Source organism: Paenibacillus thiaminolyticus (genome assembly GCF_007066085.1).
Taxonomy (GTDB): domain Bacteria; phylum Bacillota; class Bacilli; order Paenibacillales; family Paenibacillaceae; genus Paenibacillus_B; species Paenibacillus_B thiaminolyticus.
This window is the reverse complement of sequence record NZ_CP041405.1, coordinates 1643920-1666647: the sequence shown is the minus strand read 5'-3', so window position 1 is coordinate 1666647 and position 22728 is coordinate 1643920. Positions and strand designations below refer to the sequence as shown.

The window sequence follows — 22728 nt, the reverse complement described above, 5'->3', positions numbered from 1 at the left end:
CCTGATGGAAGAGAGGGTATGCATGAAAAAACCGTCCGGAACAATCGATTCCGGACGGGGAAGGGAACAACGTATTCAGGTGTCACATCGCGATCCGATCCCGCTTGGCCTCGTCCGCCTGGCTTGCCCGGAACGGCCACCAGTTGGCCGAACCGAATAATTTGACCATGACGGGCACGAAGAACGGCAGCAGCAGAATGGCATAGAGCAGCAGACCGGACAGAACGACGGTCGCAATCTGCAGCATGCTGAGCACGCCGGACGGATAGAAGGAGGCGAAGGTTCCTCCGAGAATAATTACGGCCGATATAATGACGGTACCCATATTCTTCATCGCATGCAGAATGGCTGCGCTGGCATCCATATGCTTATTCTCGTTGAAGCGGTCCATCAAGAAGATGCTGTAGTCGACACCGAGCGCGACAAGCATGACGAAGCTGAAGAACGGCGTCGGCCAACTGATGCCCGAGTAACCGAGCATATCGACGAATATGAGCTCCGTTACGCCCAGAGACGTGTAGTACGTCAAGATGAGCGAGGCGATCAAATATAGCGGCATAATGATGGAGCGCAGCAGAAGAATGAGAATGATCAGAATGCCGGCCATCATGAAGATGACGGTGCGGGTATAGTCTTCCCCTGAGATCTGCTTCAGATCGGCGAAGGTGCTTGATACGCCGCCGATGGCGATATCCGTCTGTTCCCAAGCGGTGCCGGCTGCTGCGCGCTCTGCCGCGGCTTGCACATTCGGCACTTGTTCGATCGCCTCGATGCCGTACGGGTTGACCGAGAATACGACGTCGAGCGTCATGACAGTGCGATCCGGGGATACATACAGATCGACGGCTTGCTGGAAGTCTTGATTCTCCAGCACTTCCTTCGGCACGAACCAGCCGCTGAATTCGCTGTCTGCCGTACTGCCGACCTCGCCTAAATACCGGGAGGCGGAATTCAGGCCGCCGGAGACTTGCTCCAGGCCGTCGATTCCCTGCTGAAGCCCACCGGTCAGCTCCGTCAATTGACTGGTCAATTGCTGGAAGCCATCGCCCATCTGCTGCTGGCCGTCCTCGATTCGGGTCAAGCCTTCGATAACCGAAGGGACCTTGCCAATAATCTGGCCTTGGCCATGAGCGGCCTGGGTGAGCCCGTTCTCCAGATCGTTCAGGCCCGCAATGAGCTCATCCAGCCCCGAGGCGAGCGCCTTTTGCCCGGCAACGGCTTGGGCGTAGCCCTCATTGGCCTGGCTCAATCCGGCGGACAATGGGCCGAAGCGGCCGCTCAGTTCGCCAAGAGCCCCCGCCAGCTGGGCGGTTCCCTTGCCAGTCTCGGCGACGGTGCCGCGAAGGGTCAAGTAATCTTCATCGCGCAGCAGATCGGGATAGTTCTCTTCCAGGCGGCTGAAGCGGCTGTCCAGTGCCTGCAGCGCCTTCGCGGCGCCGTCGAGCTGCTGGTGCATCTGCTTCAGACCGTCGTCTGCCTGCTGAATGCCGTCGCCAATCGATCTGTACGAAGCGAGCAGCTTCTCGTTGGCGTTCGCTAATTGCAGGGCACTGGCCTTGGCCTGCGACAAGCCGGTCTTCAGCTGTCCGGCGCCGGACGAGCCGTCCGCAATCCCTTGCTGAATTCGGCTCAGACCGGCATTCAGCTCACTGATGCCTTCCTTGAGCGCCTTCGTGCCTGCGGTGAGCTGTCCGGCGCTCTCAGCGGCTTTCTTGAGCTTCGGCGCATTCTCGGACAAAGCGCTGCTCGCTTGGGATAGTCCGCTCTTAATATCAGTGAGACCCTGGCTGCCTTCGCCAAGTCCTTTTTCCAGCGTCTTGGCCTGTTCCGTAATCTGCAGATCGGGGATAGCCTCCCCGGAAGGCCGGCTCAGGCTCCGTACGCTCGCGACTCCGGGAACCTTCTCTACCTCCCGGCTGATCTTTTCGGCCAAGGCCATATGCTCGGCAATGTCGAGCGGCTTCCCATTCTGAACGACAATCTGGGTCGGCAGCGATTCGCCCGGCTCGAAGCTGTCGGCGATAATATTGAAGGCTTTGACCGAATCGTATTTGTCGCCAATCTCTTCCAGACTGTTATAGGAGAGCTGCCCGTTATAGGTGGCCAGGAACGGAATGGTTACCGCAGCCACGATGAGCAGGGCCGCCCATGGACGCTTCAGCGAGAAGGAACCGACCGCCCCCCAGATGCGGCTCTCCTTATGCTCGAGCGAGCTGTTCCGGCTCGGCCAGAAGATGCGGGTGCCCAATACGAACATGAAGAACGGAACGATCGTGACCAGTGCGATCAGTATGACTGCGATGCCGATGGCGACGGCGACCGCGGACCGGTACAGAATGAATGTGGAGAGACCGATGGCGGTGAAGCCGACCAGTACGGCCAGCCCGGAGAACAATACCGTCTTCCCGGCGGTGCGGTATGTGGCGGCAATCGCATCGCCGATATGTTCATGCCGCGGCACTTCCTCCTTGAAGCGGCTAAGGAGCAGAATGCAATAATCGGTTCCGATCCCGAACATGACGGCGACCATGAAGATCTGCGTGAAGGTAGACACGGGGAAGCCCGCCGAATCAACCAGGAAGGCAACGATGGACTGGGATATCAAATAACTGACGCCGACCGCCACCAGCGGGATGAGCGGGGCAATAACGGAACGGAAGACGAGAATGAGAATAATAAGAATGAAGGCGACCGTAATATATTCCGACTTCTTCAGACCGTCTTGGGAGCTCTGAATCGTATCCTTGTCGATGGAGTGTCTGCCGGTAATATAATGCTCGACGCTGACGGACTCCATATCCTTGTTCACGCGGCTGATGATATCGTCGGTAGAATTCTCTCCGGCTGCCACTCCGATGGATGTCATGACGGTCTTGCCATCGCGGGAGATCAGCTTCTTCTCCAGCTCCGGCTGCGCGAACGGATTCAGGATCGACTCGATGCCCAGATCGGCCTTATGCTGCTCCAGGCGCTGAATCGTCTCCTTGACTTCGGCGATCTCACTGGCTTGCAGCCCGTCCGGGTTATGGAAGACGAGCGCAATCTGAGATTGCTCCTTGATGCCGTTCCGTGCGGCGGCTTCATCCAGAATAGCCTGCGCTTCCGTCGAAGGGTAGCCGTCAGGGACGGTGATCGTCCCTTTTTGCTTGACCAGATCGTTCAGGGACGGGGCGGCGATCATCAGGCCTGCCGCCGCGATAATCCATACGGTGATAATCGCCCATCTTGCCTTCAGTATGAATTTCATGAAACGCTACTCCTCTCTCCTTATCAGATAGGCTAATTTTTCGAAGGTGCTGATAAAGGCTTCCACCTCCTGCTCTTCGAAGTGAACCAAGTAGGAAGAGACCATATCCTGCACTTTCTGCTCCGCTTCCTTCAGCACGGATTCGCCGCGGGGGGTGAGGGACAGATATACCTGCCTTCGATCGGATTCATCCCGGGTCCGGTCGATGATCCCGCGATCGGCAAGCCGCGTAATAATCGCGGTGATCGAGCTTTTGCCGACGAGAAAAGCATCCGCCAGCTCGGTGGGATTGCAGCGGCGGCATTCGCTGATGAACAGAAGAATCTGGAATTGTTCAGGGGTCAATTCTTCCTGAATGGCTTCCCGAATATCGGCGAACAGATGCTTCGTTACATCGAAGTAGGCAGCGATATAACGATCAATCCATTGCTTGGAATTGGCATTGGCATTGGTATTGGTATTGGTATTGGTATTCAATGTTTTTCCTCCTCATGAGTGTATGCACGGCAGAGTTGTCTATATTGTTTCATAATAAAATAGTTCGATAATGAAACTATATGTTGGAGCCTGATGAATGTCAAACTCTTTACTGGGAAAAATACATCAAAACGGAGCAAGCCACTTGAAAAAAGAGAAATCGCTTTGTATAATGGTGATAATGATTATCATTTCTAATTATGCTTGCGTAAAATCAGAATGAACCGGGGTGGAACCAATGGTTATTGTGCAACAAGTCATGACGGCGGCGCTGTTTGTCGTGGCTGGGATATGCCTTTATATGTGTCTGAAGCAGGATCGGAGAACAAGGAAATCCCCGCAATAGGAAGCGGATTTCCTTTTTTTCTTTTTCATTTATATTTATTGACATTTCATGAATGAACGTATATAATTACAATTTATAATCGTAAATTTCACTCTCCTACGCATTTTAGAATCTTACACACTTGCCACATCTCACTTCGGAATCACCCTTATCTGCTGCCTATTCCGTCTGTCATGCCACCAAGAATGTTGTAAGCATCGCCGCTGCGCTCGCTTGAAGCTCACGATCAGCGAGTCTGTTTCAACGTGTTCGATTACGGTTACTATAATGAAGTCAAGAATATAGTCTATCGCAAAGGGGACTGTACACAACGACAATAATTTTGAGCTTTCCTGCTGGCAGCAGAGTGTCCGGCAGGTTGAAAGGTTTGGAGGTAATACAAATGAATACACAACTCGTGCACAATTGGTTGAACCATTTGGGCGGATACCGGGCAAGCCGCGCGATCAACGAACGCCGCTTGACCTACCGGATGTCCTTCATCCAGGACGCCAAGCGTTCAGGCACGCGCCGGGAGCAAGAACGCATTCGTCATGCGATCTCCCGTGCGAAGGAGCAAGAAATGATTTTCCAGGAAGCCTGCGCTCGACTCCCTGTTCCATACCGGGAAGTATTGAACAAACGGTACTTGCAGGATACGCGCGGCATCGAGCTGGATGTCATCTCGGATGCGGTTGACGCTTTGGCCCTCGTCTTGCAGGGGATGGAGCAAGCGGGTGCGATACAATACCGTATCGTCGAAGGCTACGTCATTATGCATCGTGTTCATCAACGAACGGCGTAACCGCGGTTGATCTCGGAGTGATACAACCGTCTTTTATAACAAGGACATTGATGCGATTTACGTCATTCACTGTACATGGAATTCGAAGAATTGGATATAAGCCTGTCATCTCACGGATGGGTAAGCCCTCCGTTCATGCATTTCATTCTACACGATTGGGTGAACTTAATCATGAATCAGGAATACTGATAACCCCTTAGGATAACGCATCCTACAGGGGTTATTTTTATGGGCATCCAGTCATTCACCTCCGCTTCAGGATAGCCTTGGCGCAAATGACGCATAGTAAAGATATGCAGAATCTGGCCTAAGCTATGGAGGGATGATGATGATGAAAAAGGGGATAGGTAAACGGGCTAAAGAAATATTGCGAAAATTGCTTCAGGGCAGAGGAATGAGACGCCTTGCCATCGGCCTCGCGCTGATCATCCCGGTCGCCGGATATGTTGGAGACGTCCATGGATGGGCGGCGGGGGAAGAAGCGCGTTCGCAGTCGGCCGATGCCGTTAAGGAACATATTCCCGGCTCGCCGCAGCATGCGGCGGAGATTCACCAGCGATGAGCTCATCAACATGCGAATGGGGAATGGAGGAGGGTCGGATGCGGCCGTTGATATCATGTGCAAAGCGCCGGAAGGAAATCGTTCCTTCCGGCGTTGTGCAGTCAATATATGGCGTGATAATGCACGATCGCATCACAGAGCCGGGCCGCAATCGCTGTCTGGGAGCGGGGATCCGTCAGCATGCGGCGATCCTTGGCGTTGCTCAGATAAGCTAGCTCGACGATGACAGCCGGTTGATCGACGTGCTTCAGCAGGTAATACGTCTTCCCATGCTGGGGAAGCGTGCGCGTGGAGAAGAGCGGATTCAAGGAATCTTGGAGGAGAGAAGCCAGCAAGCGGCTCCGGCCTTCATTCTGATGCAGGACAAGCGGACCGGTCGCCCTCGGACTCCTGGACCAATTGACATGAAGGCTGATGAACATCGACACCGGCACTTCTCTGCTCAACTGCCTTCGCTGAGCCAGGTCCTTAGAATGGCGCGAGCGTGCGCCTGACCAGCGGTTGTCATCGCTTAGGGCATAATCGCCGGTACGGTTGAGAATGACCGGTACCCCGCGGGCCTTGAGCAATAAATAGAGCTTGCGGGCAATGGCGAGATTGATGTTTTTCTCCAAAATATCCCCGTAGCTCGTTCCGCCGTCAATTCCGCCATGTCCTGCATCAATCAGCACGTGCTTGGAAGGGAATACGCTCCTGTAGAACGGGGGTCTTTCGGGAGCCGGCCTCCCGCCTGCAGGTTCGGGGATATGCGTGTGCCAGGCGGCTTCCTGCTGCGCGCAGACGGTCAGGGGCAGGAAAGACACGCCTATGAGCACCGCTATGATGGCGTGGAGCCATCGCCTTGTCCGCCGGGACCTTAGGAGATTAGGCATATCGCGTGACCACCTTCATTGTATGGAATCGATTGTTCTTATCGTGTGCAATAAGACAACGCTTCATTCCGAGCCTGGCGGCCGCGTTTGACCGGAGGGGGAATGGGGCAGACTAACATCCATCAGGGACAGGATGGAGGTGGCCGTCATGGCCAAAGGTCAAGACCTGATCAAATATATTACGCAGCGGGTCGTCACTTATATCGACACACCCGTCGAGGCCCGGCGTGAACGCAGATTGGCGCGCCACAATCGCATGAAGGAGCCGTGGCAGACCAAATGGTTCGGCATGGTGCCGTTCAGCATGCAGATGTGGGCAGGGAAGTGGAGACGAGCGGGGCAGCCGCTCCTTCGCCGAGCGACTCGCCTGAAGCTGATGCGCTGGCGCAAAAGACCGCGGCCTCCCCAAGATGAAAAGGCACACTCCTGAGGGCGGAGGGTGCCTTTTGTGTATGCTAAGGAATCAGATTAAGATTGCGGAACGAAGTAACCGTGAGCGAGCGCGTCATCTGCCGGAATCCAGCGCATCGCTTCCATATCGATGCTGGAAATAATGACGTACTTGGATACACCCTGATCGTCCGCTTCTCCGGCGGGCTCCCACCGCTGCATGCCGAGATAAGCGAACGGCATCTTCATGTCGAGTCCGGCGCGCTGCTGCACATAGACCCATCGCTTCGTCTTGTAATCGGCAGGGGCACCGGCTTCCGGCTTGCGAAGCTGCGGCTGCCGGGCCATCCACAAAATATTGTGATACGGGTCGAACGGATCACGGTAGGAGCTCGGTGCAGGAACGGCATCTTCTCCTTCCCCGCCCGCCAGGACGTGGTTCTCTTCGCGCCCGGGAACGGTCTCCAGCAGGATCGAGGCCACGGCTGCATCCTTCGGTTGTGCCGCGGCGGAGACTATGACGGCCTGACCATCCATGCTCCATGGCGCTGCCAGCCGATCCGGCTCGAAGGCAGGTGGCAGCCATTCTCCGCTCTGCGCATCAAGCCATTCCACCGCTCCGCTGCTCCATTCCAGACGCCACACCGTTACCAGCGGGTCGATGAAATACGGCTGAACATCCGCCAACATGTCATGGCTCGCCGAAGAGGCTGCATCTTCAACCTGAAGCCGATGGGCGAGCGCTTGATGCAGCGTGGTCTCCTGGTACGGCATGGCGCTGCCGCGGCCGTATTCCGCCAGCCGGATATCACCCTGCTCGGTCGATGCGAGAATCATATATCCAATCTGTTCCTGCCCAGATAAGACGCGAACAAGCCACCCGTGCATGCCGGGACCGAGGGGGATCGTCTCTATCCGGGCCTCGCTCCAGTCGGTGAACGGTTCGTTCTCCGCCAATTGCTGCTTGAAGCGATCCGCGATGTCCTGCACCGATCGTGCCTGCAGGCTCCCGGCGAAGCTGCGTTCCGGATGATGCCGATCCGAACCGCTCCGCACGGCTGCCAGCATCAGCGAATAGACACCTTGTAGCGCTCCTTCCGCTTCCACATAAGCGGACTGGGCCTTCGGCAAGGTCACTGGGGGCTGTTCGCCGCGAAGCGGATACAGCGAATCCGAGGCTGCCAATACTGCGAAGGTGACCCCTCCCGCGGCGAGCGAGGTCAGCGCCGCCGTCGTTATCAGACTGGCGAACCTTGTCCACCAAGGCGTTTTTTGCATCTCCAACACCTCTCTTGGCTATGACATTCCAACATGCTTGCCTTCTTCTCTTGCTGCCGTGCACCGGTCCGGTAATATATATGTTACTACCCATCCGGCTCCATGTTTCAACCATTTCATTGTAAGGGACAAGCTCTAAAAAGGCTGTCGGAACAGGGAGGGAAGCGCCGTGCAGAGCTGGTTCTATTTTTGCCGCAAAATGGCAATTGGCCGCGCAATATAGCCGACTGTCACGGACATCGCGATCCGACAATCTGACAAGGCCGGGCGGAAGCGGGAGGTGCAGAACCTTGCCGCTGCCCCGTCAATAACTTGTCAGGACCTCGTCGACAGCTCATTAGCACCTCGTCGACAGCTCATTAGCACCTCGTCGACAGCTCATTAGCAACTTGTCGGCCGATCAACAGAACCGCCCGGCTCCGCCCTATTGGAGCATGGGCACATGAACGAGCCCGGCGTTAATAAGACTTACCTCGATGCGCGGCTCGAACTGCCACCGCAGTTCCTGCTGGCGCACCTCATATTGCTCCTCGATGGTCATGGACCGCGCCTCTTCCTCCCCATCCTCCCCGTTCGAAGGCGGAGCGGGAGCCTCTTGTTGGCGCATGCGGCCCGGCTGTTGGCCCGCCTCGCGGATAAGCGGCTCATAGTAGGAGGCGAGGCGGCTCAATTCTTCCTCCAGCCGGACGCGCGCTTCCCGCGCCCAAGCGTCGTCATGGCGCGAGATGACCTCCGCGAGATGTTCCTCCACATAGGATAAGGCCGCGTGCAGCGTTAGACGCCATGGCAGAACATGGACATGGGGAGGCAGCTTCGGCGTCACGTCCATCTGCAGCACCTCCTCCATGTAATCGAGGCGCATCTTCCCGCTGACGAGCGAGATGCCGTAGGAATGGATCTCCTCGCGCTTCAGATCGCAGGCGAACTCCAGCTTGAAGTTCAGCAGCAGCCATGACTCGTACGGGGCGGATTGCTTCACGCCGCGCCCTCCGCGAACGGGGCCGGCGGCCGGCGGCTCCACGAAGAGCTGAATGAAGCGCCCCTCGGTATGGGCCGCCTGCATAATCTGTTCAAGGCGCTTGCTCCCGTAGGTGACGTCGTCGCGCGGGATGCGCCCGGGGCCGCCCCCGCCGCCGGTGAAGGCAGGCGCCACGCCGAAGTAGCGCCCGAGCACGGACTCGCCGGGCGCCGCTTGCGGAGCGGCTCCGGCGGCTGCAAGCGGGCCGGTCCCGCCAGCCGGCTCGGCCGGCCCGGGGGCTGCGGGCGCAGGCGCCGACCCATAGGAGACGGCGCGCGGCGGCTCCGGCGGCATCGCGGCGGGATCGAACACGAACGTGAAGCGCATCGTCTCCGCCTCCGCTCCCGTGCGATCGATGAAGCCCCAATAATAGGGGCGGTTCGTCAGCACGCGATCGGCGCGCTCTGACAGCTTCACGGTCACATGGGCGGGCGACTTCTCGAGAATATGGCAGTCCGTCGCCTCCAAATAGCGCAAGACATAGTCGCGCACTTGCTCGGTGTTCATCATGTCAAGCCTCCGCTTCCGTACTGATCTGGTCCAGCAGTTGGCCGATCGCTGCCTTCTTCTCGTCATCCGCTTCGGCTTCCACTTCCGCGCGGATGGCGTTCAGCGACGCTCCGAGATGCTCGACATGATGGCGGATCTCGTCGTCGCTGCCCGCTTCGAGCAGAATGCGGGTCAGGCTCTTCTCCAGGGAGTCCTGCTTCTCGAACCGTTCCAGGATCATATCCAGCCGGCCGATGACCATTTCGAACATATTGATTTTTTCATGCAGCAGGTTCAAAATATGCTCCTCGATCGTGCCGCAGGTCGATAAATTGTAAATGCGCACATCGTTCGTCTGGCCGAGGCGGTGCACCCGCCCGATTCTCTGCTCGACGCGCATCGGGTTCCAGGGCAGGTCGAAATTGATCATATGGTGGCAAAATTGCAGATTGATGCCCTCCCCGCCGGCTTCGGTCGCGATCATCACCTGGGCCCGTCCGCGGAACAGGTCCATCATCCAGTCCTTCTTGCCCCGGTTCATGCCGCCGCTGTACGGCACCGCCACGATGCCGGCCTTACGGAAATATTGCATCAAATATTCCTGTGTCGCCCGGTATTCGGTGAACACGATCACCTTCTCATTCGATTGCCGGATAATGTCCATGGCGGCCTCCGCCTTCGTGTTGGACGTAATCGCTTTGATCAGATCGACGAGGTCCCAGATATGATCGCGGATCGGCGAGTCCTCTGGAAGCTTCTTGGCGAGGTTGACGAGAGTCAGGAAGACCGCGTCGCGGCTGGAGCAGACTTCCCGCTGCAGCGTAATGAGCGAGAACATGCTGCCGATATCGCGGCCGTTCATCTGGTACTGCTCCTTGATGAAGCGGGTGACTCCCTCGTACAAGGCCTGCTCGTCCGAGGACAGCGTCAAGGGAACGTTGCGGACGATTCGCCGCGTGAATTGCACGCTGCCCTCTCCTCGCCGATTGCGCACCATCACCTTGGACAGCTCGCCTTGAAGCTGGCCCTCGTTCTTCGGAAGGCGCTTGTCGGCGACGAAGTTGCTGCTGAATTCGCCCTGGGCCCCGAGCTGTCCGGGCTTCAGAAGGGTGATCAGATTATACAGCTCGTTCATATCGTTCTGGACCGGCGTTGCCGTCAGCAGCAGGCAATATTTTTTGCGTAAATGCTGAATGAACTGGTAGTTGGTCGTCTTGCGATTTTTGAGCTTATGCGCCTCGTCGACGATAAGCATGTCGTATTCCTGCTCCATCAGAATCGATTTATGCGGATCGCGCTTGGCGGTATCCATCGAGGCGACGACGATGTCGGATTGCCATTGATATTTTTTCTTCTGAGCCACCGCCGCGATGCCGAACTTGTGATGCAGCTCGCGCACCCATTGCAGCACCAGGGAGGCGGGGACGAGAATAAGCGCGCGCTTGACAAGCCCGCGAATCAAATATTCCTTCAGCACGAGCCCCGCTTCGATCGTCTTGCCGAGACCGACCTCATCCGCGAGAATCGCGCGGCCGCGCATCTCGTGAAGCACCTTTTTGGCGGTCTCTACTTGATGGGGGAGCGGTTCTACGTTCGTAATATGGGTCAGGCATTGCAACTCGTCGAACGCGTGAATGCGCCTGGCCTGCTCCGCCTCATAGGCAAGCTGGAACAGCGTCCAGTCATCCCATGGACCGTTCTTGTCGATGCGGGCCGACAGTTCCTCCAGCCAGCCGCGATCGGTCACGACAGACAGCGATCCAGGCATGGCACGCGACGAGAGCGGCCAGGAATTCGCCGCAGAGCGCATGATCGAGCCGCTAACCGGGGTGACCGGGCCGGCCGTCAGGGCTGATGGTTGCGTACCGGGAAGGCCATCATTCGGCTGCTGATGTCTGTTCATCCTCTCGACCTCCTCTATAAAGGTAGTATGGACGTTATTGCATGCTTTCATAACTGGCTGCAGGACGGAGATCGAGGAGCCTGCAAGAGGGGAGGGGGAGGGGGAGGTATGCCTTCTTCAGGAAAATGCAAGAGACAAAATAGAGAGCTTGCTAGAGAAAAACGAAGCATGGAGTTCCCCGGTTCTCATCCATTCGCTATAATTCCTTTTTTCTTATTAGAAATTCTATATGTGGTATAGTACAATGATTTTCGCACACAATATATTGTGGAAAATACATACATTGTACAATGCTTCAATTATCGTGTGCGGTGGTAATCATTCAAGTAGCGAGTAATATATAGGAGGTTGTGTTCTTTGAATACGGGGCATAAGCAGCGCTTGGAAGGCTTGAGCGAAAAAATATTTCTGGATCGGTACGCCTGGAAGGATGCAGACACGAACAACACCAAAGTAGGAGATGTCGTCCTGGTGCTGACCAAAGACGATCCGAAGTTCCCGGCGAAGGAAGTCGGAGAAGTGGTAGAGCGTAACGGCCGCTTCGTCTCTGTCAAGCTGAGAAGCGGAGAGGTGGTTCAATCCACGGTAGAGAAGCTGACCTTGACGATAGAGAAGACACCGGAAGAAATGTGGGATCGGCTGGCGGCTGCGATGGCATCGGTAGAACCAACCCCTGAAAAACAAAACGAATGGACGGAAAAATTCCGTTATATCTTAGATGACTGGAAGCTCGTTCCAGGGGGCCGCATCGCGGCCGGGGCCGGGGCGAGCGAGGAATTGACCCTCTTCAACTGCTACGTTATCCCATCGCCTAAGGATAGCCGCGGCGGTATTATGGAGACTTTGTCGGAGATGACCGAGATCATGGCCCGCGGCGGGGGCGTCGGGATCAACCTGTCGTCGCTTCGTCCGCGCCGCGCGATCGTGCGCGGGGTCAACGGTTCCTCCAGCGGCGCCGTCTCCTGGGGCGGATTGTTCAGCTATACGACCGGATTGATCGAGCAAGGGGGCAGCCGTCGCGGCGCGCTCATGCTGATGATGAACGACTGGCATCCGGATGTGGTCGATTTCATCACGGTGAAGCAGACAATGGGCCAGGTGACGAACGCCAATCTGTCCGTCTGCGTGAGCAACGGCTTCATGAAGGCGGTCAAGGAGGATCTGGATTGGGAATTGGTCTTCCCGGATACCTCCGATCCGGAATATGACGAGCTGTGGGATGGAGACCTTGATAAATGGAAGCAGGCCGGCAAGGCGGTCATTCCATACCGCACCGTCAAGGCACGCGAGGTCTGGCATACGATTATCGAGTCGGCGTGGAAATCGGCCGAGCCGGGCGTCGTGTTCATGGAATACTACAACCAGATGTCGAACAGCTGGTATTTCAACCCGATCATCTGTACGAATCCGTGCGGGGAGCAGGGCTTACCGGGATGGGGCGTCTGCAATCTGTCCGCGCTCAATCTGTCCAAGTTCTATGACGAGGAGAAGCATGATGTCGCGTGGGACGAACTGTCTACCGTGACGCGCTATGCGGTGCGCTTCCTGGACAACGTAATCGACAAGACCCCGTATCATTTCGAGGAAAATAAAGAGAACCAGCAGAACGAGCGCCGCGTCGGCCTTGGCTCGATGGGCTTAGCCGAGCTGATGATCAAGCTGGGCATCCGCTACGGCAGCCCGGAATCGCTGGAGTTCCTCGATAAGCTGTTCGGCTTCATCGCGCGCGAATCGTATCTCGCGTCGGCGGAGATCGCGGGCGAGAAGGGCGCGTTCCCGGCATTCGAGACGGAGCCGTATCTACAGAGCGGCTTCATGAAGAACATGCTGGAGGTGTACCCGGAAGTCGGGGAAGCGATTCGCCAGCAGGGCATGCGCAATGTGACCGTCATTACGCAAGCGCCGACGGGCAGCACCGGCACGATGGTCGGCACCTCGACCGGCATCGAGCCGTACTTCGCCTTCAAATATTTCCGGCAAAGCCGCCTCGGCTTCGACGAGCAGTTCGTGCCGATCGCGCAGGAATGGATGGACGCGCATCCGGGCCAGGAACTGCCGGATTACTTCATTACGGCGATGGCTCTGTCCGCCGAGGATCATATCCGCGCACAGGCGGCGATCCAGCGCTGGGTGGACAGCTCGATCTCGAAGACGGCGAACTGTCCGAACGACTTCACGGTAGAAGAGACGAAGCGGTTGTACGAGCTGGCCTTCGATCTCGGCTGCAAGGGCGTCACGATCTACCGCGACGGCAGCCGCGATGTTCAGGTTCTGTCGACCGACAAGGGAGACAACAAGGAAGACGGACAAGCTGACCAGACCGAAGCCGGGACTCCGGCAGAAGAGGAGGCGGCAGAAGCACCTGCTGTTCCGGTGGCCATGCAGACGGCATCGCCAAACAACCCGGCGGGCAGCAATGTGTACAAGCGCCGTCCGCAAGTACTGCGCGGCGCGACCTATAAGGTGAATACGCCATTCGGCATGGCTTATATTACGATTAACGATATGAACGGCATTCCGGGCGAGATTTTCTTGAACGTGGGCAAGGCCGGTTCCGATGTATTCGCGATGGCGGAAGCGCTCGGCCGCGTCTGCTCGCTGTTCCTTCGCTATGGCGATCATGGCAACAAGGTCGAGCTGCTCATCAAGCATCTGAAGGGCATCGGCGGATCCGGCGCGATCGGCTTCGGCGCCAACCGCGTCGAGTCGATTGCCGATGCGGTAGCCAAGGCGCTGGAGATTCACCAGCAGGAAGCGCTCGGACTCGGCGCCGAGACGGACCCGGCTCCGATCGCCGCGACGATCGAGGCTCCGGTCATTGGCCTGAAGGAGAGCGGCAGCGCATCCGCCTCGCGCGACCTGTGCCCATCCTGCGGCACCGCCTCGCTCCTGAACGTCGAGGGCTGCAAGACCTGCGCGAACTGCGGTTACAGCCGCTGCTCGTAGATAGACGATAGTCCCCCTGGATGGGGGGGTGATTTTGCATAACAGGTAAAGATTTTTGCCCAGTAAGTGAGAATAAATTCGTCATAAATATTGAGAAAAATGGATTTGCACAGCATGTTATATTTTTACGCATTAATGTATGTGGGTGCATGAACATTCAAAGTGTAAAACCAGCCTGTAGCGGCAGCATTTAAGCAGCTACAGGCTGGTTTCATGATCGGGATTATTGGGGTAGATTTGTGAGTTTAAGAACAAGTTGATCGATGAACGTTGAATGCGTTCCAAATCGGTCGTTCTCTAAGCATGAAAGGTTGTCCTTACGACAACGTCGTTGCTGAAGCCACATTTAATATCATGAAAACGGAGTTCATTAACCAGTTGAACTTTCATAGCCTTCAGCATCTGAAACTGGAGTTGAATGATTATGCGAATGGGTACAATTCACGTAACACTGGGCTCATATAGCCTAGTGTTCCATGAATTTATTTAAGCTGTCAAAAAGTAGTTGACAATATATTTTGAATTGATATACTAAATTTAATATTGAAATTGATAATCATTATCGTTGTTGTTTTTGTATTGTCGCTGTGCACTATAGTGAAATAGAGATAATTATTATTTAAGTCGCGCATAAAAACATACATAGGTAATAATTTCATCAATTCAATAATCTGTTTGCCTATAAAGCTTATATAAGGGGAGAGTATGGGAAATGGGGAAATTTAAGTTAACTGTTTTTTTAGCAATTTTTGTGTTGATGTTGGCAGCTTGCTCAAATCCAAGTAATGAAAATGGTAAAACTGAAACGAATGGGCAAGAAAATCATTCTACTGAAGCTTCAACGGTTGAAATCACTGATGCTCATGGAACGGTTACTGTTCCTGTAAACCCGAAGAAGGTAATTGCTTTGGATAGTAGAACTTTTGAAACTTTAGCTGATTGGAAAATTGAATTAGTGGCTGTACCAAAAGATGTAATGCCTGCGGATTCATCATATGTAAAGGATGATTCGGTTCAAAATATTGGAAATCACCGCGAACCAAATCTTGAAATTATAGCAGCTGCAGACCCTGATCTTGTAATTATCGGTCAAAGATTTGGTAACTATTATGAAGATATGAAAAAATTAGTGCCAAATGCAGCTGTTATCGATCTTAATTTTGACGTTTCTGAGAAAACTGATAAACCTGGGGAAAACTTAGTAAATGGACTTAAAAATTCTACAATTACTTTAGGACAAATTTTTGATAAAAATGAAGAAGCTAAACAATTGGTAGCTGATTTTGATAAAGCTGTCGAAGATGCTAAGTCTGCATATGATGGAACGGGCACTGTTATGAGTGTTGTAGTTTCTGGTGGAAATATTGGTTTTTCAGCTCCTCATTCTGGACGTGTTTGGGGACCAATGTATGAAATTTTCGGATGGACTCCAGCATTAGAAGTTGACGGTTCTTCTTCAGATCATCAAGGGGATGAAGTTTCTGTTGAAGCCATTGCACAAAGTAATCCTGATTGGATTTTTGTACTGGATCGTGATGCTGCAATATCTGCTTCAACTGATTCAGTACCTGCTCAGGATGTTATTGATAATTCACCTGCTCTTCAAAACGTAACTGCTGTATCTAAAGGACAGATCGTTTATGCACCAAATGACACTTACACAAATGAATCAATCCAAACCTATATAGAGTTATTTAAGAACCTTGCAAATACTTTAGCTAAGTAGTCTAAAGGAGTATAACATAGTGCTGAAAAAGACAATACAAAAAATTTCCGGGGTTGAGAAAAATTCTCAACCCCAGCTTTATAACCACAATAAGCTATGGACAAAACCATTTATATTAGCGATTATAGTTGTTATTATTTTAGGAATTATATCCCTATTTACTGGAGTTTATGATATACGCGGACAAGAGGATGGAATGGATATGTTTTTCATAACTCGTGTTCCAAGAACCGCTGCATTAATGCTTACTGGAGCTGCCATGGCCATGGCAGGACTCGTAATGCAACTTATTACACAGAATCGTTTAGTTGAACCTACCACAACAGGAACTATTGAATGGGCGGGTTTGGGACTTCTTGTTGTTTACTTATTATTTCCTGCACCAACGTTAGTTCTAAGAATGACTGGTGCAATTGTTTTTTCTTTTATAGGAACTATGATTTTCTTTTTCTTTTTAAGAAGAGTTAAACTCCGTTCGTCTTTAATTGTCCCAATTATTGGACTGATGCTTGGAGCAGTCATTTCTGCAGTGTCCACTTTTATTGGACTCCTTTTTCAAATGACGCAAAATATTGAATCTTGGTTTGTAGGTTCTTTTGCGGCAGTTCAAGTTGGAAGATATGAATATTTATGGATAATTGTTGTAGTTACTTTTCTTATTTTTATTTATGCTAATAGACTGACTTTAGCTGGACTAGGGGAAGATGTTGCCACAAGTCTTGGAGTAAATTACAATAGGATCGTTCTTTTGGGTACGGGTCTTATTTCTTTTGCAGTTGGAATTGTTGCAGCTGTCATTGGAAACTTACCTTTTCTAGGTTTAATAGTACCTAATATTGTTTCCATGTTTAGGGGAGATGATCTTAGAAGTAATTTGCCTTGGGTATGTGTGATAGGAATGGGTACTATAACGGTTTGTGACATCATTTCTCGAACAATTATAATGCCTTTTGAAGTACCTGTTTCTTTAATACTTGGAACAGTGGGGGCAGTCGTATTTATTGCTATTTTATTGAGACAAAGAAAACCAAGGAGGCTAAGATGAACGCATTGGAATATAGAAATAATGAAAATGTCGTAATCGATTCTAGCCTTCATAATGAGAATAGATCAGCTAGAGCTTTTCGTTCTAAGAAAGAAGAAAAACGTTATTGGATTTTGCTGATCACATTGATTGTTTTGGGCATTCTTTCTTCATATGGACTTTTAATTTATAACAATCCAGTTCCGGTAGATTCCCCTTCTTTTATCCCAGTTGTTAAAAGAAGGATGGTAGCTCTTGTTGCCATGATTATTGCTGCGATTTGTCAGAGTTTGTCGACTGTTGCTTTCCAATCGATTACGAATAATAGGATTATAACCCCTTCACTTTTAGGCTTTGAATCACTTTACTCATCAATTCATACGAGTACCATATTTTTCTTTGGCGCTAGTGCATTGATAAATTTTAGTGGTACTGGACCATTTGTATTTCAAGTTATTGTTATGGTCTTGATGAGTTTGATACTTTATGGATGGTTGCTTTCTGGAAAGTATGGAAATTTGCAACTTATGCTTTTGGTTGGAATTATTATTGGAGCAGGGCTGAATTCTGTGTCAACTTTTATGAGAAGACTTCTTGCGCCGTCTGAGTTTGATATTTTACAGGCAAGATTGTTTGGTTCTGTCAATAATGCGGATTCTGAATATTTTCCTATTGTAATTCCACTGGTAATCATTGTAGCATTATTACTTCTTGCTAATTCTAAAAATTTAAATGTATTGTCACTTGGAAAGGATGTCTCTACTTCTTTTGGAGTTAAACATCAATCTAGTATCATTTATACGCTTATATTAGTTTCTGTTTTGATGTCAATTTCAACAGCTTTGATTGGACCGCTTACTTTCTATGGATTTTTAGTTGCAACGTTGAGTTATCAAGCAGCGCCAACCTATGATCATAGATATATTTTTCCAATGGCTCTTGCTATAGGGTTTTTGATAATAACGGGTGCATATTTTTTAATGTATCATGTATTCAATGCTCAAGGCGTAGTTTCCGTTATTATTGAATTATTTGGTGGAATCATATTTTTAATCGCAGTTTTAAGGAAGAGGGCTCTATGATAAAGATCGATAATGTTAGAAAATGGTATACTGATAAGGTGAAAATAGGACCTTTGAATATTGAAATACCAAAAGCTGGTCTTACCTCTTTAATTGGACCAAATGGTGCTGGAAAGTCTACGACACTTTTGATGATTGGAAGACTTTTGAATATGGACGAAGGCCAAATTCGGGTAGCAAATATGGATGTTTCTGAATCTAAATCCAAAGACTTAGCAAAAATTTTGACTATATTACGACAAGAAAATCATTTTGTAACTAGGCTTACTATTAGACAACTCGTTGGATTTGGACGATTTCCTTATTCAAAGGGAAGATTAACTAAAGAAGATGAGGCTATTATTTCAAAATATATCGATTTTTTAGACTTGACTGATCTAGAAAATAGATATTTAGATGAGCTTTCTGGTGGTCAAAGGCAAAGGGCATATGTAGCAATGGTTTTGTGCCAAGAGACTGAATATGTACTTTTGGACGAGCCTTTGAACAATCTTGATATTGCTCGTTCTGTTCAAATGATGGAGCATTTGAGGCATGCAGCTAATGAATTCGGAAGAACAATTCTGACTGTTATGCATGATATAAATTTTGCAGCCAAATATTCTGATCGAATTTGTGCCATGAAAGATGGACAAATTGCCACTTTTGGAACAGTAGAAGAGGTTATGGATCCAGAAGTTTTAACAGATATTTTTGAAACGAAAATAGAAATTATCGATGGTCCTTATGGGCCAATAGCGATTTATTAGTATTGATCTTATTTTGAAATGCAGGATGGCAAGATGACGCAAATTCATGCGAATCAGGAATATCCGAGTGGGGATCTAAATTTGCTGAGAGAGATAGAAGAACGATACGGATCCGAGCTGAGGAACGGTGGGATGGCTGTCGGCGCATTCGATGGCGATACGCTTGTCGGATTCGGAGAGCAAAGGAAGCAAATAAAGTAAATAAAGTAACATACACGGAGGGTGAAGTGATGCTATGAGAGATATAAAGTTGTACAATGTAATATTTCCGATTTGGTTCATCATGTTTTATCCGCCGATCATTCTCGTTACGTTGGCAGGCAACTTCATCATCGACTCGCTCGTCCTCCTCGCTTCCGCGTATGCATTCGGTCTCGTATCAGCGGATCAAACATTGGGGCTTATTTATAAAAAGACCATATGGAAAGTGTGGGGCTTCGGATTTCTTGCCGATTTTATCGGAGCCCTGTTCTTATTTTCCTTGCTGCTGCTGGAAGGAATGCAGGTGCTGCCTCGGGAAGCGATCTCAGCGGTTGCTTATAATCCTTTTCACAATATATCCGGCTTGATGCTCGTCATTATCGCGATGTTCATCTCTTCTTCTATCATATTTATCCTGAATTACAAGTTCACATTTAAAAAGCATATTGCGAATCCTGCACAGAGACTGAAAGTATGCTTGGCAATCGCGATTGTTACGACACCATGGACGTTCTTGATCCCGACCCAATGGTTCTATAGAGGGCTGTAAATGAACATCGATACCCGAAAAGAGGGCATCTTTCTGCTATGGGTCCACATAGTCTGTCATAAGTATAAACTGTACAAGGTTGAAAGAAAGGTTTAGTATAGCCTACTCCTTCGTATATAAAGAAGTAATCAACTACAAAGTTGACAATGGAAAAAATCAAATATCCCAGCATTTAATTCATCTCGTCTTAGAAAGTGGGATCTATAATAGTGGATTTTTCTTATGTCTGTACTCTCATTTCTTTTTTTGATTTTATAATCTTAAGAAATCGAAGAAAATATTTTCTCAGTTGGTAGTTGAAACCAAAAACTATTATGCTACAATATCATGGGGGATTTTGTTAAATCATTAATGGTGGCCAAATAACAACATCGAGAGGAACGTGATGGTTTGAAGACTTTTCTAATTATTGTGGGAATTATTGCGGCGATTGTGATTTTACTTATCGTTGGTTTGATTACAGCGAGCAAGCGAATTGAGAAAAAGAATAAAAAATCGCAAGTAGAAATGGAGACGGCTAACTCTTTACCGAAGGAGAAACAGCATTTGCTTGCCTACGGTGCCAATCTCTCTCTTTACCGGTCTGAGTCGCCACGGATACTGCAAGTGAAGGTAGATTCTGAAACTTTGAAGGAAGGCCTTTCTTCAGCCTGGGACGTTAGTAATACGGAGGAGGCTGTACAAACCCTGGAATGGCTGCTTGCGGAAGGACATCGTACGAAGTATGATCAGCTTCTTATGGCGTTGAAAGCTGGCCAGTCTTTTACAGAGGGGGAAGTGGGGAAATCGCAGGAATGCTATGAATCAGCCCAAGAAGCGATGGTGAAGAAGCTTTCCTTTGCGAAATCCGATTTTGACCAGGTGAACACCATGGCTGCCTGGGATTTTGACCGCGCTGTAAATATTGCAAGATGGAGCTACATACTTGGTTATATAACCGAAGAACAGGCATGGGGCTATATAGAGAGAGCTGCTGATGCCGCCAGCCATATCTTCCAATCCTGGAAGGAATATTTTATTTCATTTGCATTTGGCCGAGCCATTGCTTACGAGGGTGACATTTACGATATCCTTTGGGATGGGAAAAAATTACTGGGTGAAGAGGACTCGATCTGGAATGAATTTAGCATTAAGCGATCCGGAACAGGGAGCCGATAATTTAGCATTGGACAAGGTCTGAGAGAGTGTTATGGAATATCACAATATGTGTGATGGAGACAAGCGATCATCGAGAAGGTGCTTACACCTTTATCTCGGTTGATCGCTTGTTCTGCTATCTATTGTATGAATAGTTCCGCTTCATCAGTTAGAGAGACAGGCATTCAAGGATGCAGTGGCCCGATTAGGCGGAATGCCACATGAGATGATTGAAAATGATGATCTGTCTTCGAGATGGATAATTGTGTTAACATGATAAGTATATACATTTTTATGGTGGTGGGAAAATGGTAGCGGATGCTCTTTTGACCTTAAAGGAAGTTACGAAGAAATATGGTAATCGAGTTGTCTTATCGGAAATTTCGCTGAGTATTGGGCAAGGAGAAAGTATTATATTAAGAGGAAGTAATGGATCAGGAAAAAGCACGTTGCTTCGAATTGTGACCGGATTAATTCCATTAACTACGGGACAAAGGGCACTAAAGCATTCAAAACTTGTGATCGGTTATACGCCTGATCGATTATCGAAGTTAAGGATGACATCAACGGAGTACCTGACCCACATGGGTAAAATAGCAAAGGTGCCTAGAAATGATCTTCAAGAACGCATTAAGGAGCTGCACACGTTTTTTCATCTCGAACAAAGCAAAAGTTTAAAGATGACTCATTTCTCGAAAGGGATGCTGCAAAAAGTCAACTTAATGCAGGCGACGATCAAAACACCGGATCTGCTTGTTTTGGATGAACCCTTCTCTGGGTTAGACAAGGAATCGATCGAGCATTTACTGGCCTCCCTGAAGAGAATAAAAGAAAAAGGTACATCTATTTTAGCCGCTGTTCATGATCCTTTACTTGCAAGTCAATTAGAAAGTCGTACCTATTGGATTCGACAAGGCAGGTTGAGGGAAGAACATATAGAAGCTTCTCAAAGTCCAAGCGTGACCCTGTTCGAACTTGAATGTGTCTTAACCCAGGAAGAACTCTACCGCCTAACAAGTCTTTTTCCAGAAGTCACTTGGAAAATAGATGACAATGGCCAAATTAAATTTGTCATTATGCAAAAGGATTATCATGGTTTTATGATTGAATTAGTACATAGGGGAGTAGAGATCATCACCTTGCAACGAAAGGAGATGGCTTCATGATATCCTTGTTATCATTTTTACATACCTGTTTTATGCGTTCATATCGATATGGACCGCCTACCTTTGTATTTATCCTTGGAATCATTTTTGTTTATAGTGTGGTACCTAATCCCGTAATGGAAAGCTATGCGTTTTCCACATCATTTTTATTTATTGTGTCATGCGTATTATGTTATGCGATCATTGATATCGAAACGCCTAACCAAGAATCAGTGACTATGCTGCATTCCGGCAGTTTATTTATTCTTTATATATCTAAATTATTATACAGCTGGATCTTTACCATTCCGCTCGCCCTCTATGCCGTAGTGTATCCGGCAATCTTTCATAAATTTGATAGGAACCCTAGCTTTGAAGAATTATTTATGTCTTTTCTCTATCATTTATCTATATCCTGGTTGGGGGTATCGTTAGCCTGTTGGTTTAGTTCAAAATTCATTCGTTCGCGTTTAACGTCTTTCCTAATGCTAAGTCTTCTCATTGTCATTGCTTTTTGTGTAACACCGCTCGAAAATGTATTACCTGAAAGGCTGAAATATGCAATTTTATTACTCCCACCCTTAGACAAAACCATAAATGTTCTATCTTACTATGATGATGCGACCCCCTTTTTTAAAATGTCGGCGATTGGAGCACCAGTATGTTATGGGATCATCGCAGGTGCGTTATTTTTATTTGTGCTTAACAAACGTAAACTCGATTCTCCATAAAAAAGATCTAAAAGTTCTGTTGAAGATCCGGCACCAGGCCACCCGGCATGACGGTGGCGGGAGAGGGCGGG

At 50.0% G+C, this 22728-nt stretch carries 19 protein-coding genes; 13 read left to right on the top strand and 6 right to left on the bottom strand.

Features of this window, described 5'->3' with window-relative positions; all coding sequences use genetic code 11:
• Positions 1-82: 82 nt before the first annotated feature.
• Together FLT43_RS07425 and FLT43_RS07420 are read right to left on the bottom strand one after the other, a co-directional pair.
• Positions 83-3247: an MMPL family transporter gene (locus FLT43_RS07425; RefSeq protein ID WP_087442312.1), complete on the bottom strand. Its 3165-nt coding sequence runs from the start codon at positions 3245-3247 to the stop codon at positions 83-85.
• A gap of 6 nt (positions 3248-3253) precedes the next feature.
• Entirely contained in the window at positions 3254-3724 is a 471-nt protein-coding gene (locus FLT43_RS07420) for a MarR family winged helix-turn-helix transcriptional regulator (RefSeq protein WP_087442313.1), read from the bottom strand.
• 728 nt (positions 3725-4452) lie between these two features.
• Here FLT43_RS07420 and FLT43_RS07415 point away from each other — a divergent pair.
• Together FLT43_RS07415 and FLT43_RS07410 are read left to right on the top strand one after the other, a co-directional pair.
• Positions 4453-4854 (top strand): DNA-directed RNA polymerase, encoded by a 402-nt coding sequence (locus FLT43_RS07415; protein ID WP_087442314.1) that lies wholly within the window; start codon positions 4453-4455, stop codon positions 4852-4854.
• Between the two features lie 394 nt (positions 4855-5248).
• Positions 5249-5416: an ATPase gene (locus tag FLT43_RS07410; protein ID WP_244951373.1), complete on the top strand. Its 168-nt coding sequence runs from the start codon at positions 5249-5251 to the stop codon at positions 5414-5416.
• A gap of 101 nt (positions 5417-5517) precedes the next feature.
• Here the strand turns inward: FLT43_RS07410 and FLT43_RS07405 are convergent, their stop codons facing one another.
• Entirely contained in the window at positions 5518-6219 is a 702-nt protein-coding gene (locus FLT43_RS07405; RefSeq protein ID WP_373994941.1) for an N-acetylmuramoyl-L-alanine amidase, read from the bottom strand.
• A 217-nt stretch (positions 6220-6436) separates the two neighbouring features.
• Between FLT43_RS07405 and FLT43_RS07400 the strand changes: the two genes are divergently transcribed.
• Positions 6437-6718, top strand: a complete 282-nt coding sequence (locus FLT43_RS07400; protein ID WP_087442317.1) for a YqzE family protein — start codon at positions 6437-6439, stop codon at positions 6716-6718.
• Positions 6719-6756: 38 nt separating this feature from the next.
• On the opposite strand, the gene FLT43_RS07395 is transcribed toward FLT43_RS07400, so the two are convergent.
• From FLT43_RS07395 to FLT43_RS07385, 3 genes are all read right to left on the bottom strand, one after another.
• Positions 6757-7956, bottom strand: a complete 1200-nt coding sequence (locus FLT43_RS07395; RefSeq protein WP_087442318.1) for a phospholipid phosphatase — start codon at positions 7954-7956, stop codon at positions 6757-6759.
• Between the two features lie 424 nt (positions 7957-8380).
• On the bottom strand, positions 8381-9484 hold the full coding sequence (locus FLT43_RS07390) for a YqhG family protein (RefSeq protein WP_390621961.1): 1104 nt from the start codon (positions 9482-9484) through the stop codon (positions 8381-8383).
• Position 9485: 1 nt separating this feature from the next.
• Positions 9486-11366 carry a DEAD/DEAH box helicase gene (locus FLT43_RS07385; RefSeq protein WP_087442319.1) on the bottom strand — a complete coding sequence of 627 codons (1881 nt, stop codon included), beginning with the start codon at positions 11364-11366 and terminating at the stop codon, positions 9486-9488.
• 357 nt (positions 11367-11723) lie between these two features.
• Here FLT43_RS07385 and FLT43_RS07380 point away from each other — a divergent pair, with 357 nt between their 5' ends.
• The 10 genes from FLT43_RS07380 to FLT43_RS07335 all read left to right on the top strand — a co-directional run bounded on the left by FLT43_RS07380 (position 11724) and on the right by FLT43_RS07335 (position 22657).
• Entirely contained in the window at positions 11724-14312 is a 2589-nt protein-coding gene (locus FLT43_RS07380; RefSeq protein WP_087442320.1) for an adenosylcobalamin-dependent ribonucleoside-diphosphate reductase, read from the top strand.
• 303 nt (positions 14313-14615) lie between these two features.
• A complete protein-coding gene (locus FLT43_RS07375) occupies positions 14616-14777 on the top strand; it encodes an IS3 family transposase (RefSeq protein WP_087442321.1) in 162 nt (53 codons plus the stop codon).
• Positions 14778-15024: 247 nt separating this feature from the next.
• On the top strand, positions 15025-16038 hold the full coding sequence (locus tag FLT43_RS07370) for a siderophore ABC transporter substrate-binding protein (RefSeq protein ID WP_087442322.1): 1014 nt from the start codon (positions 15025-15027) through the stop codon (positions 16036-16038).
• Positions 16039-16072: 34 nt separating this feature from the next.
• Positions 16073-17083, top strand: a complete 1011-nt coding sequence (locus FLT43_RS07365; protein WP_087442653.1) for an ABC transporter permease — start codon at positions 16073-16075, stop codon at positions 17081-17083.
• Complete coding sequence (locus tag FLT43_RS07360; protein WP_087442323.1) at positions 17080-18144, top strand: iron chelate uptake ABC transporter family permease subunit; 1065 nt, start codon at positions 17080-17082, stop codon at positions 18142-18144. The genes FLT43_RS07365 and FLT43_RS07360 overlap by 4 nt, the downstream gene beginning before the upstream one ends.
• Complete coding sequence (locus FLT43_RS07355; protein ID WP_087442324.1) at positions 18141-18893, top strand: iron ABC transporter ATP-binding protein; 753 nt, start codon at positions 18141-18143, stop codon at positions 18891-18893. The genes FLT43_RS07360 and FLT43_RS07355 overlap by 4 nt, the downstream gene beginning before the upstream one ends.
• Before the next feature lie 235 nt (positions 18894-19128).
• Positions 19129-19644, top strand: a complete 516-nt coding sequence (locus tag FLT43_RS07350; protein WP_244194174.1) for a hypothetical protein — start codon at positions 19129-19131, stop codon at positions 19642-19644.
• A 390-nt stretch (positions 19645-20034) separates the two neighbouring features.
• Entirely contained in the window at positions 20035-20802 is a 768-nt protein-coding gene (locus tag FLT43_RS07345; RefSeq protein ID WP_087442326.1) for a DUF1266 domain-containing protein, read from the top strand.
• Positions 20803-21089: 287 nt separating this feature from the next.
• Positions 21090-21947 carry an ATP-binding cassette domain-containing protein gene (locus tag FLT43_RS07340; protein WP_087442327.1) on the top strand — a complete coding sequence of 286 codons (858 nt, stop codon included), beginning with the start codon at positions 21090-21092 and terminating at the stop codon, positions 21945-21947.
• Positions 21944-22657, top strand: a complete 714-nt coding sequence (locus FLT43_RS07335; protein WP_087442328.1) for a hypothetical protein — start codon at positions 21944-21946, stop codon at positions 22655-22657. The genes FLT43_RS07340 and FLT43_RS07335 overlap by 4 nt, the downstream gene beginning before the upstream one ends.
• The last annotated feature ends 71 nt before the right edge of the window (positions 22658-22728 follow it).